The sequence below is a fragment of the Kineosporia babensis genome (assembly GCF_021129305.1).
Taxonomy (GTDB): domain Bacteria; phylum Actinomycetota; class Actinomycetes; order Actinomycetales; family Kineosporiaceae; genus Kineosporia; species Kineosporia babensis.
Genome location: NZ_JAJOMB010000008.1, coordinates 236885 through 249654 on the forward strand (window position 1 = coordinate 236885; position 12770 = coordinate 249654).

Here is a 12770-nt window from a genome sequence, read left to right on the forward strand (position 1 = left end):
TCGGCACGTGCACAGTGTCTCGGATCCGAGACGGCAAGGCCGTGGCGGTCCTGTCACCCCCTGTCGCGGGAAGGTCCAATAGAGAGCATGACCTCCTCGATTTCCGGCCCGCGGCCGGTCCAGGCGCCCCGCGGCACGACCCTGACCGCCCGGAGCTGGCAGACCGAGGCGCCGCTGCGCATGCTCCAGAACAACCTCGACCCGGACAACGCCGAGCGCCCCGACGACCTGGTGGTCTACGGCGGTACCGGCAAGGCGGCGCGGGACTGGGCCAGCTACGACGCGATGATCCGCACCCTGACCACGCTGAAGGACGACGAGACGATGCTCGTGCAGTCCGGGCGGCCGGTCGGGGTGATGCAGACGCACGAGTGGGCCCCGCGGGTGCTGATCGCGAACTCGAACCTGGTGGGCGACTGGGCCACCTGGCCGGAGTTCCGCCGCCTGGAGAAGCTCGGCCTGACCATGTACGGGCAGATGACGGCGGGGTCCTGGATCTACATCGGTACCCAGGGGATTCTGCAGGGTACGTACGAGACTTTTGCCGCCGTGGCCGCCAAACGCTTCAACGGAACGCTGGCGGGCACCCTGACGCTGACCGGCGGCGCGGGCGGTATGGGCGGGGCGCAGCCGCTGGCGGTGACCCTGAACGAGGGCGTGTGCCTGATCGTCGATGTGGACGCCACGCGGCTGAAGCGCCGCGTGGAGACCCGCTACCTGGACGAGATCGCCGACGACATGGACGACGCGATCCGGCGCTGCCTGGAGGCCAAGGCCGCGCGACGTCCGCTGAGCGTCGGGCTGGTCGGCAACTGCGCCACCGTGTTCCCGGAACTGCTGCGCCGGGGCGTCGAGATCGACATCGTCACCGACCAGACCTCCGCCCACGACCCGCTGTCCTACCTGCCCGAAGGCATCGAGGTGGGCGACTGGCACGACTACGCGGCACAGAAGCCGGAGGAGTTCACCGACCGGGCCCGGGCCGCGATGGCCAAGCACGTCGAGGCCATGGTCGGGTTCCTGGACGCCGGCGCGGAGGTCTTCGACTACGGCAACTCGATCCGGGACGAGGCCCGACTGGGTGGATTCGACCGCGCCTTCGCCTTCCCGGGCTTTGTTCCGGCCTACATCCGGCCGTTGTTCTGTGAAGGCAAGGGGCCGTTCCGCTGGGCTGCGCTCTCGGGGGACCCCAAGGACATCGCGGTGACCGACAAGGCGGTGCTGGAGCTGTTCCCGGAGAACGACCACCTGCAGAAGTGGATCCGCGCGGCCCGCGAGAAGGTCGCGTTCCAGGGTCTGCCGGCCCGGATCTGCTGGTTGGGTTACGGCGAACGCGACCAGGCGGGCCTGCGGTTCAACGAGCTGGTGGCCTCCGGCGAGATCAGCGCCCCGCTGGTGATCGGCCGCGACCACCTGGACGCCGGCAGCGTGGCCTCGCCGTACCGCGAGACCGAGGCGATGGCCGACGGTTCCGACGCGATCGCCGACTGGCCGCTGCTGAACGCTCTGGTCAACGCCTCTTCCGGGGCCACCTGGGTGTCCATCCACCACGGCGGCGGCGTGGGCATCGGGCGCTCCCTGCACGCCGGTCAGGTTACGGTTGCGGACGGTACGCCGCTGGCCGCCCAGAAGCTGGCGCGGGTGCTGACCAACGACCCGGGAATGGGTGTGATCCGGCACGTGGACGCCGGTTACGACCTGGCTCAGCAGGTTGCGGACGAGCGCGGCGTGCGGGTGCCGATGCGCGAGGGGGAACAGGGATGAACTTCAGCCGACGATGGACCGACCTGGAGCCGATCGGACGAGCGGCGTCCGGTGGATATCGCCGGTTCGCCTGGACGTCCGAGGACAGTGAGCTGCGCGAGTGGTTCGAGGACCAGGTCTACGGCCTCGGCCTGACCCTCACCCTGGACCGGGCCGGCAACCAGTGGGCCTGGTGGGGGGACCCGGACGAGGCTCCTGGGATCGTCACCGGCAGCCACCTGGACTCGGTGCCGGACGGCGGCGCGTTCGACGGTCCGCTGGGCGTGGTCAGCGCCCTTTCGGCGGTGGAGGCGCTGAAGGCTGAGGGTTTTCAGCCCAGCCGGCCGATCGGTGTAGTCAACTTCGGGGACGAGGAGGGCGCCCGGTTCGGGGTGGCCTGCGCCGGTTCGCGGATCATCACCGGCGCCCTGTCGCCCGAGCGGGCCCAGAGCCTGAAGGACACCGAAGGCACCTCGCTGGTCGAGGCCATGGAGGATGCCGGGCAGAACCCCGACTACCTGGGCCGGGACGAGGAGACGCTGAACCGGATCGGCGCGTTCGTCGAACTGCACGTGGAGCAGGGCAAGGCCCTGGCCACCGACGAGTACGACGCGGCGATCGGCGTTGGCACTGCCGTCTGGCCGCACGGGCGCTGGCGTTTCGACTTCCCGGGCGAGGCCAACCACGCCGGAACCACGCGCCTGGTGGACCGTGACGACCCGATGCTGGCCTATGCCTCCACGGTGCTGGCGGCCCGGCAGTTCGCGGCGCAGCACCAGGCCGTTGCCACCTTCGGCAAGCTGGCGGTCGAGCCGAACGGGGTCAACGCCATTCCGTCGTTGGTCCGGGCCTGGCTGGACGCCAGGGCGCCGCAGGAGAAGGACGTGAAGGCGCTGCTGCAGGAACTCACCGCCTCGGCCGAGGAGTTCGGGGCCACGGTCAGCGAGGAATCCTGGACGGGTAACACGCTTTTCGATCCCGATCTGGCCGGGCGCCTGAGCAAGCTCCTGGACGGGGCGCCGCTGCTGGGCACGGGTGCGGGGCACGACGCCGGCATCCTGGCCACCGCGGGCATCAGCACGGCCATGCTGTTCGTGCGCAACCCCACCGGCAAGTCGCACACGCCGTCCGAGTTCGCGGAAGAGGCTGACTGCCTGGCCGGAGTCGAGGCGTTGACCACGGTGCTGCGGGAACTGGCTGCATGACCTCTTACTGGGCGCCCCATGCCTGGCTTCCTTCCGGAATTGCCTCGGATGTAAGAGTTTCCGTGGATACCGAGGGTCTGATTACCTCGGTCGAAAGCGGAATTACCCCTTCGCCCGAGGACGAACGTCTGCCTGGCGTCTTGCTGCCCGGTTTGGCCAATGCGCATTCGCACGCCTTTCACCGGGCGCTGCGGGGGCGCACGCATGCCGACGGCGGTTCGTTCTGGACCTGGCGCACGGTGATGTACGACGTGGCCGGAAAGCTTGATCCGGACTCGTATCTGGCTCTGGCCCGGGCGGTTTACGCGGAGATGGCGCTGGCCGGGATCACCTGCGTCGGCGAGTTCCACTATCTGCACCACGACCGCGGCGGCAAGCCGTACGCCGATCCGAACGCCATGGGTGAGGCACTGCGTCAGGCCGCCTCAGACGCCGGTATTCGCATCACCTTGCTTGACACCTGTTATTTGACCGGCGGTCTCACAGCCGACGGGTACACGCCGCTGAACGATGTCCAGCGGCGGTTCGCCGACCCAGATGCGGACGCCTGGGCGGAACGGGTTTCGGCGTTGCGGGCTTCGGCCGGGATGCGGATCGGCGCGGCCATTCATTCGGTCCGGGCGGTGCCGCGCGAACAGCTTTCTTCGGTTACGGCTTTCACACGTAAGGACGGTGTGCGCGAGGCTCCCTTGCACGTGCACCTTTCGGAGCAACCGGCCGAGAACCAGGCCTGCCTGGACCGGTTCGGGTTGACCCCCACCGCGCTGCTGAAGGACGAAGGCGTTCTGGGACCACAGACGTCTCTGGTTCATGCCACCCACCTGACCGAGACCGACATCGCCGACCTGACCGGCACGTTCGCCTGTTTCTGCCCGACCACCGAGCGCGACCTGGCCGACGGCATCGGGCCGGCCCGGGTGCTGGCCGAGGCCGGAGCGACACTCACTCTGGGCAGCGATCAGCACGCCGTGATCGACCTGTTCGAGGAAGCGCGCGGGCTGGAGATGCACGAGCGGCTCTCGACCTTGCAGCGCGGTCGCTTCACCCCCGGCGAACTGCTGAACGCGCTCACCGTGGACGGGCAGCGCAGCCTGGGCTGGCCCGAACTCGGCCAGATCAAGGTCGGGGCTCCGGCCGATCTGATCGCGGTGCGGCTGGATTCGGTGCGCACTGCGGGAAGCCGGCCCGAGCAGGTGGCTCTGAGCGCTGGTGCGGGTGATGTGGACACGGTGATCGTCGGCGGGCAGAAGGTGGTCAGCGGGGGGCAGCACCGGCTCGGAGATGTCGGTGGGCTGCTCGGTAAGGCATTCGACTTGTTGGAAGGAAAAGTCCTGTGAGCCACCTGGTCACCGGAATTGCTCAGCTCGTCACGAACGATCCGGCCCTCGGCGACGGCTCCGAGCTGGGCCTGCTCGAGCACGCCGCGATCGTGGTCGAGAACGAGCGCGTGGCCTGGGTGGGCCCGGCCGTGCAGGCGCCCTCGGCCGATACCGCCACCGATCTGGGCGGGCGGGCGGTGGTGCCGGGTTTCGTCGATTCGCATTCGCATCTGGTGTTCGCGGGTGATCGCTCGGCCGAGTTCGCGGCCCGGATGACCGGTGAGCCGTACACCGGGGGCGGGATTGCCACGACCATGGCGGCAACCCGGGCGGCCGGCGACGAAGAGCTGCTCGAGCACGTGCAGAAGCTGCTGGCCGAGATGCGTTCTCAGGGTACGACCACGGTCGAGATCAAGAGCGGCTACGGGCTGGATGTGGAGGAAGAGGCGCGGGCGTTGCGGATCGCGGCGCAGGTGACGTCCGAGGTGACGTTCCTCGGTGCGCACGTGGTGCCGCCCGCGTTGCGGGACCGGCGGGAGGACTACGTCAAGCTGGTGGCCGGCGACATGCTTGCGGCCTGCGCTCCCTACGCCCGCTGGGCCGACGTCTTCTGCGAGCCGGCCAGCGCCTATGCCTTCGACGGGGATGAGACCCGGACGATCCTGCAGGCCTGCGCCGCGGCCGGGCTGGAACTGCGGGTGCACGGCAACCAGCTCTCCGCCGGGCCGGGCGTGCAGATCGCGACCGAACTCGATGCGGCCAGCGTGGACCACTGCACGCACCTCACCGATGCGGACGTTGCTGCACTAGGGGCTGCCGGTCAGCGGATCGATCCGGAGAACCCCTCCACCGGAACCGTTGCCACGCTGTTGCCCGGCGTCGAGTTCTCCACCCGATCGCCCTACCCGGACGCCCGGCGGTTGCTGGCCGCCGGCGCGGTGATCGCCCTGGCCAGCGACTGCAACCCGGGTTCGTGCTTCACCTCGTCGATGCCGCTGGTGATCGCGCTGGCGGTGCGGGAGATGAACATGAGCCCGGCCCAGGCTCTTTGGTCGGCCACGCTGGGCGGCGCGATCGCCCTGCGGCGCAACGACATCGGCCGGGTCCGGGTGGGAGCCCGCGCCGATCTCGCCGTGCTGGAGGCACCCTCCTACCTGCACCTGGCCTACCGCCCGGGTGTGCCTCTGGCCCGGACGCTGGAGCTGTGACTCGTTCGTTGCGACGATCAGAGGTTCAGATGTTCAGACCCAGTCGGGGTTGACCCGCTGGAACATCACGTGGTCCTGCCAGATCCCCTCGATCCGGAGGAACTTCGGCGCCAGGCCGATGCGCTCGAAGCCGTTCTTCGCCAGAACCCGCTGCGAGCGCGCGTTGTGGATCAGCGTGTTGGCCCCGACCCGGTGCAGGTTCAGCGCGGTGAAGGCCAGGGTCACCACCGCCTCGACCGCGATGGTGGCCACCCCCTGCCCGCCGGCCGACTGCGCGACCCAGTAACCGACGTCCCCGGTTTGCAGGTTGCCCCGCACGATGTTGTTGATGTTGATCCGGCCGACCAGCTCACCGTGGCGAATGATGGCGCACGGCAGGTGGACTCCGCCCGAGTAGAGCAGCAGGGCGTCGTCGATGATCCGGCGCTGGCCGTCGGCGGTGAAGTAGGCCTCGTCGTGCTTCGGTTCCCACGGCCTGAGGAACTCACGGTTGGCCCGCAGCACTGCGGCCAGCGGCTCGGCGTCCTCCTCGCGCACGATGCGGATGACGACGCCGGTGTCCATGCTCACCCCTACTCGTCTGCTCGTCTTTACTGGTCGTCGTCGCTCAGGGAGACGACCTGGCCGATTGTGGCGCTGCGCCGGGCCGCATCCAGTACCCGCATGGAAGCGATGGCGTCGCGCGGGTCGACCGGCACTTCGCCATCGCCCCTGACCGCCGCCGCGAAGGCCGGGTAGTACGTGTCCCAGCTGCCCCGCTCGGTCGGGACCGCAGTGCCCTCGTCGCCGCGGTAGAGCCGTCCGTAGTTCTCTTCCCGCTCCACGCCCCAGCGCTCAGCTGCGGTGGCCGGGTTCAGGCCCTCGATCAGCAGCGCCTCCTGGCCCTCCATCGGCTTGTTCAGCACGAACGAGCCCTTGCTGCCGCTGACCCGGTAGCGCGGGCCCGGAGCGCCCTCGACCCAGTTGCCGATCAGGTGGCTGAGCACGCCGCTGTGGTGCCGGACGGCGATGAAGAACCGGGAGTCCTGGCCTTCTTCCACCGCGTCCAGCTCGGCGTACACCGTGGCGGCCGGGCCGAACAGGTACAGGGCTTGGTCGACCAGGTGGCTGCCGAAGTCCCGCAGGATGCCGCCCCCGGCCGCGGGCGGGGCGCTCTCGGTGTCGAAGCGCTCGAATCGCGACTCGAAGCGGAACACCTCCCCGAGCTCGCCGGCCTCGAGGAGCTTCTTGACGGTGAGCAGGTCAGCGTCCCAGCGCCGGTTCTGGTAGGCGGTCAGCTTCACGCCCGCCTTCTCGGCGGCCTCGACCACGCTGCGGGCCGCCGCGGCGTCCAGAGCGAAGGGCTTGTCGCAGGCCACGGCCAGACCCAGCTCAATCGCCTCGAGCATCAGGGGGACGTGGGTGGGGGCCGGGGTAGAGATGGCCACCGCCTGCGCGCCGGCCGCCTTGAGCTCGCTCAGAGAGCCGAACGTGGGAACGCCGGGATACAGCTCGGCCACCTCGGCCTGGCGCTCCGGTGACTTGGTGACCACGCCGGCGAACTGCACGCCCGGGGCCGCAGCGAGCAAGGGGGCGTGGAAATACTTCCCGCCGAAGCCGAAACCGACCAGGCCGATCTTCACGTCATCCGTCACGAGGGTGATCGTATGCACCCGGCTCCCCATCGCGCGTTCTGGGCCCGTCCCAGTTCATGGTCCGTCCGGAACCGGCATGGCATCCAGTCCTCTGCTCATGCCGCCGACCTCCCGGCCCCATCCCCCATCCATCCGCCCGTTCCTTGCCCCCTGCGTCCAATCCCGCCTTAGCCCCATCACCCCCTCGATCTCTACCCACACCCCGCCTCGCCCCACGCCATCCGCCCCGCTTCTTGCCCCTGCGTTCCATCCCGCCTTACCCCTCCGATCCTGCGCCTCCGCCCGCACCCCTGGCCTTACCTCCTTCCATCCGCCCCGCCTCTTGCTCCCCTCCACTCCATCCCGCCTCACCTCATTGCCCCCTCGACCTGCGACCATCTCGCCGCTCTCCCCCAACCCAGCGCCTCTGTCAGTAGCCCCTTTGGCCTCGCTTGCCTCGACCACCCCTTCGTTTCGGCTTCGGCGAAGGGGGTCCGCGATGTGTACACACAGGTCATTTGGTACTCGGAGTACACATTCCGGTGGATGCGTTCGGCTGCTGGAGAACGCTGGAAGCCGACGCCGCGCTCGTCCGTTGGTTCTGATGGCTCGATCCGAGTTGGCGTCGAGGGGTGCACGATTCGGGACGGGTCCGCTCGGCTCAGGAATGTCGGTGGTGGCGGGTACGGTCGGCTCGACGGTTCGCAGCAGGCTGCGGCGCAGGGATGGTGATGACGTGAGTGAACGGCCCACTGGGTCCGGCAGTTCGGGAGGCCCTGGCGGTTCGGGAGGCCCGGCCGGCGGAGGTGTACGGGGGCAGGGCCATGCGGGTCGTCACCCGGGAGCCACGGTCTCCGAGGCAGCCGCCGGGCTGCGCGAGGCCGCCGCCGACCGTCCTCTGCTGCGCCGCGTGGTCTCGCTCTTTCGGCCCTACCGGCCCCGGGTGCTGCTGGTCGGGGTGCTGATCCTGGTCACCGCCGGGCTGGGGGTGGCCAACCCGCTGCTGATCCGCGAGGTCTTCGACAAGGCGCTGTTCGTGTCCGGCGGGCCCGACATCTCCTTGCTGGTCACACTGTCGGTCCTGATGATCGCGATTCCCGCGGTGTCCAGCGTGCTCGGGGTGTGGCAGGCCTACCAGACCACCTACGTGGGCCAGCAGATCATGCGTGACCTGCGCGGTCAGCTGTTCAGCCACCTGCAGAGCCTCTCCCTGCGCTTCTTCACCGGTACCCGCACCGGTGAGATCCAGAGCCGGCTGCAGAACGACGTCGGCGGCCTGCAGAACGTCATCACCGACACCGCCAGCACGCTGCTCAGCAACAGCGTCATCCTGATCTCCACGCTGATCGCCATGTTCGTGCTGTCCTGGCAGCTCACCCTGCTCTCGCTGGTCATGCTGCCGCTCTTCATCTGGCTGACCGGCCGGGTCGGACGAATCCGGCGGGTCATCACCAGCCGCACCCAGACCGCGCTGGCCGAGATGAGCGCGATCACCCAGGAGTCGCTCTCGGTCTCCGGGGTCCTGCTGTCCAAGGTGTTCGGGCGGCAGGACCGGGACGCCGATCGCTATCACCGGCAGAACGAGAAGCTGGCCGACCTGCAGGTGCGTCAGCAGATCGTCGGCCGGGCCTTCTTCGCGGTGGTGTCCACGTTCTTCTCGATCACCCCGGTCCTGGTCTACCTGGTCGCGGGCTTCCAGCTCGCCAACGGCAGCGGGCCCAGCGCGGGCACGATCATCGCCTTCACCACGCTGCAGTCCCGGCTGTTCATGCCGATCGGCCAGGTGCTGCAGACCTCCACCGAGGTCTCGAGCAGCCTGGCGCTGTTCTCGCGGGTGTTCGGGTACCTCGACCTGCGGGCCGAGATCGTCGAACCGCCTGATGCCAAAAAGCTGGCCCCGGAGGAGATCCGCGGCGAGATACGGCTGGAAGACGTCTGGTTCAGCTATGTTCCGGACGATAGCGAGGCCACCCACGGACTCGGTGATTCGGGCCGTGCCGGTAACTCGGATCGTCCCGACGGCTCGAACCGGGTCGAGGGCTCTGGGGATACCGCGGCCCGCGGCAGCTCCTGGGGCTTGGGCAGCACCAGTACTCCCCGCGCTGCAACCGCTCCCGGCCTGGCCCCCACCACGAACACGACCGAAGCTGCGCAGGACGCACTGCTTCCCATCTCCCGCAGCACGGTTCCCGACTCCCCCGCCGACCTTTCCGGTACCCGGCGCTGGGCCCTGCGCGGGCTCGACCTCACCGTGCAACCGGGGCAACTGGCCGCCGTGGTCGGAGCGAGCGGCGCGGGCAAGACCACCCTGAGCTATCTGGTGCCCCGGCTTTACGACGTCACCTCGGGCGCGGTCCGGCTCGACGGGCACGATGTGCGCACCCTCTCGCTCGACTCCCTGGCCGGGGCGATCGGCATGGTCACGCAGGAGACGTACCTGTTCCACGCCACCGTGCGCGACAACCTCGCCTACGCCCGGCCCGAGGCCACCGAAGAAGAGGTGGTCGCCGCGGCCCAGGCCGCCTTCATCCACGACCGCATCCTGGAACTCGAGCACGGCTACGACACCGTCGTCGGCGAACGTGGCTACCGGCTCTCGGGCGGGGAGAAGCAGCGCCTGGCCATCGCCCGGGTTCTGCTGAAGAACCCGCGCGTGCTGGTCCTCGACGAGGCCACCAGCGCCCTCGACACGGTCAGCGAGCGCCGGGTCCAGGCCGCCCTCGAACCGCTGATGGCCGGGCGCACCACCATCGCGATCGCGCACCGGCTCTCCACCATCCGCTCAGCCGACGTCATCTTCGTGATGGACGCCGGCCAGGTGATCGAGAAGGGCACCCACGAAAGACTTCTGGCGCTGGGCGGGGCGTACGCCCGGCTCTACGAGCAGCAGTACGGCGGCGGCCTGGTGGAGGCTCGCACGGCCGACGGCTTCCAGCTGAGCGACGGGCGAGTGCTCGAGACCGGGGGCAGCAGCGGGGCCTGAGGCTCCGGGAGCGCTTTGGAAGCCGCTGCCGCAGCGACCGAAAAGAGCGGGGCAACAAAACCTGCGCTCAGCAAACTTTGTTGCCCCGATCGTCCTTAAAGCAGTTCTCCGCCGAACCCGAGGCCTGAGCCGGGCAGCCGGTCGAAGAGCCTCAGCCGAGCAGGCGTCCTTGCACCCACTCATGGAACTCAGCGATGTGGTGCTCGCTCGGCACCAGCACCCCACCGGACCGGTAGGCCCGCGACGACATACCGGGCTGGGTCGCCTCGCAGGCCTCGAAGTCCTGGCGGTTGACCCGGTCGAACAGCTCCACCGATCGGCTCAGGTCGGCCCCGGACTCGACCACCCCGGGCAGGTAGAGCCAGTCGCACTCGACCACGGTACGGTCCACCGCCATCGGGTACATCCGGTGGAAGATCACGTGGTCCGGCACCAGATTGATGAAGACCTGCGGCCGCACGGTGATGGCGTAGTAGCGGCGGTCGTGGTCCTCGTCCACCCCCGGGATCCGCTCGTGCCCACCGGCGCCGTCGATGGTGAACGCCTGCGCATCGTCGCGGAATTCGGCCCCGTGCCCGACGAAGGCCTGGGCCGCGTAACCGCCCGCGAACTCCGGCAGCATCTCGGTGAGCTCGGGGTGGATGGTGGCGCAGTGGTAGCACTCCATGAAGTTCTCGATGATGAGCTTCCAGTTGGCCTTCACGTCATAGGTGATCCGCTTGCCCACCGCCAGCTCGTCGACCTGCCAGCCGCCGATCACGCCCTCCCCGCCCAGCCTTTCGTCGGCCGAGGCGATCACGTCCGTCTCGAACGGCGGGGGTTCGTCGGCCAGGCAGACCCAGATGTAGCCGAGCCACTCCTTCAGGTGCACCTTGATCAGGCCGTACTCGTCCCGGTCGATGTCCTGCATCTTGGTCAGGTTCGGCGCGGCGACCAGCTTGCCGTCCAGGCCGTACGTCCAGGCGTGGTACATGCACTGGATGTTGCGGCGCAACTGCCCCTCCTCCGCCGGGCAGAGCCGGGCCCCGCGATGCCGGCAGACGTTCAGAAAAGCCCGAACCTGCTGGTCACGGCCGCGCAGGAGGATCACGTTCTCGCGGCCGACCTGCTTGGTCACGAACGCGCCCGGCCCGGTCAGCTCCGAGGCCCGGGCGGCGGCGAACCACATCCGCTCGAAGATCAGCTCCTGCTCCTGGGCGAACACCCCCGGATCGGCGTAGATGTTCCCCGGCAGCGTGGCCACCAGGCTCGGTGGAAGACTGACACTGGTCATGTCGAGCTCCAATCAAGGGGGGATTCGCCCACGTCCCGCGATCGACCGGAATGGCGATGAAACCTGCCGCACGGCAGGCAGATCGGGGTGGCGACATTCAGGATGACCGGGAATTGTTTCCCGCCGGTCACGGGAGGTCACACGAACTTCGCCGAAGACGGCCGGTCCGCTCACTCGAACCGGCCGCCGGCGTGGATCAGGGAAGCAACTTGGCCAGCTCGCGCCGCCAGCGACCGAACACCTTGGGCTGGCCGACACCGAAAACCCCTACCGGCTGCCCGTTACGCCGATAGATCACGGTGAAGGCGGGTCCGGCCAGATCGCCGTCCACCACCTCGGTCTCGTCGCCGGGCTGATGATGCCCGGCGAACTGGAAGTTCTGGCCGTACTGCTCAGACCAGACGTAAGGCACCCGCATCGCCGGAGCCACCGGCGGCGCCGGAACGCCCAGCAGCGCAGCTACCGCCTGGGCTGGATGCTGCGCCGCGTGAGTCCAGTGCTCCTGCCGCATCACCCGCCCGGCGAACGGATGGTGCAAAGCCGTGCAGTCGCCGGTCGCGACCACTCCGGAAAGCGCAGTCCGGCCGTCTTCTTCGGTCAGAACCCCGCCGCTCAGACTGCCCTGCGGACCGAGCAGACCGGTGCCCTCGAGCCATTCGGTGTTGGGCTCCGAGCCGATGCCCACCACCACGACGTCGGCCGGAATCTCCCGCCCGTCGGCCAGAACCACCGCGCCGACCCAGTCGGGCTCCTCGGGATCCGGGGCAAGGGCCGAGACCCCCACCCCGGTATGAACCTTCACACCGTTGGACTCGTGCAGAGCAGCCATGGCCGCACCGACCTCGGCGCCGAGCGGACCGGCCAACAGCGCCGGAGCCACCTCGACCACCGTCACATCGACTTCCAAAGACACTGCAGTGGAGGCAATCTCGGCGCCGATGAAACCACCGCCGACGATCACCAGCCGGGCCCCCGGGCTCAGCTCGGCCTTGAGAGCCAGCGCGTCGTCCAGTGTGCGCAGGGTATGTACACCAGACAGCGGACGTTCGGACGGCAGCTTGCGGGCTCGGGCACCGGTGGCGATCACCACACCGTCCGCCCGGACCTCGTCGCCGCCGTCCAGGACGACCACCCAGCCGCCCGCCTCGCCCGGCCGGAGCCCGACCGCGCGCTGCCCGAGCCGCCAGTCCAGATCCAGGCCGGCATCGGTGGGCAGCCCCAGCGAGATCTTCTCCGGGTCCCACTCCCCGGCCAGAAACGCCTTGGAAAGCGGCGGACGGTCGTACGGGTCGTGCTTCTCGTCGCCGATCAGCACGATCCGGCCATTGTGGCCGAGTTCCCGAAGCGCCCGCGCCGACGACAACCCGGCCAGCCCCGTCCCCACCACGGCGACGACTTCCAGGTCCGAATGCTCGGTCATGACCTT

At 69.1% G+C, this 12770-nt stretch carries 9 protein-coding genes; 5 read left to right on the forward strand and 4 right to left on the reverse strand.

The features are described 5' to 3' along the window. Positions 1–99: 99 nt before the first annotated feature. Genes hutU through hutI form a run of 4 tightly spaced genes read left to right on the forward strand, consistent with a single transcriptional unit; the run spans position 100 to position 5475 of the window. Positions 100–1764, forward strand: a complete 1665-nt coding sequence (gene hutU, locus LR394_RS17275; protein ID WP_407937069.1) for a urocanate hydratase — start codon at positions 100–102, stop codon at positions 1762–1764. Then, the gene (locus tag LR394_RS17280) at positions 1761–2948 is read left to right on the forward strand and encodes an allantoate amidohydrolase (protein WP_231443114.1); all 1188 of its coding nucleotides are present in this window, start codon (positions 1761–1763) and stop codon (positions 2946–2948) included. The genes hutU and LR394_RS17280 overlap by 4 nt, the downstream gene beginning before the upstream one ends. Further along, on the forward strand, positions 2945–4285 hold the full coding sequence (locus LR394_RS17285; RefSeq protein ID WP_231443116.1) for a formimidoylglutamate deiminase: 1341 nt from the start codon (positions 2945–2947) through the stop codon (positions 4283–4285). Before LR394_RS17280 ends, LR394_RS17285 begins: the two co-directional genes overlap by 4 nt. Further along, positions 4282–5475 (forward strand): imidazolonepropionase, encoded by a 1194-nt coding sequence (gene hutI, locus LR394_RS17290; RefSeq protein ID WP_231443118.1) that lies wholly within the window; start codon positions 4282–4284, stop codon positions 5473–5475. Before LR394_RS17285 ends, hutI begins: the two co-directional genes overlap by 4 nt. Before the next feature lie 33 nt (positions 5476–5508). On the opposite strand, the gene LR394_RS17295 is transcribed toward hutI, so the two are convergent. Continuing rightward, the gene (locus tag LR394_RS17295; RefSeq protein ID WP_231443212.1) at positions 5509–6039 is read right to left on the reverse strand and encodes a GNAT family N-acetyltransferase; all 531 of its coding nucleotides are present in this window, start codon (positions 6037–6039) and stop codon (positions 5509–5511) included. A gap of 26 nt (positions 6040–6065) precedes the next feature. Beyond that, positions 6066–7097 carry a Gfo/Idh/MocA family protein gene (locus LR394_RS17300; protein WP_407937070.1) on the reverse strand — a complete coding sequence of 344 codons (1032 nt, stop codon included), beginning with the start codon at positions 7095–7097 and terminating at the stop codon, positions 6066–6068. A gap of 727 nt (positions 7098–7824) precedes the next feature. On the opposite strand from LR394_RS17300, the gene LR394_RS41725 reads away from it, so the two are divergent. Continuing rightward, complete coding sequence (locus LR394_RS41725; protein WP_331283076.1) at positions 7825–10071, forward strand: ABC transporter ATP-binding protein; 2247 nt, start codon at positions 7825–7827, stop codon at positions 10069–10071. Between the two features lie 151 nt (positions 10072–10222). Here the strand turns inward: LR394_RS41725 and LR394_RS17315 are convergent, their stop codons facing one another. After that, positions 10223–11344 (reverse strand): aromatic ring-hydroxylating oxygenase subunit alpha, encoded by a 1122-nt coding sequence (locus tag LR394_RS17315; RefSeq protein ID WP_231443122.1) that lies wholly within the window; start codon positions 11342–11344, stop codon positions 10223–10225. Positions 11345–11540: 196 nt separating this feature from the next. Further along, positions 11541–12764 carry an NAD(P)/FAD-dependent oxidoreductase gene (locus LR394_RS17320; protein ID WP_231443124.1) on the reverse strand — a complete coding sequence of 408 codons (1224 nt, stop codon included), beginning with the start codon at positions 12762–12764 and terminating at the stop codon, positions 11541–11543. Between the last annotated feature and the right edge of the window lie 6 nt (positions 12765–12770).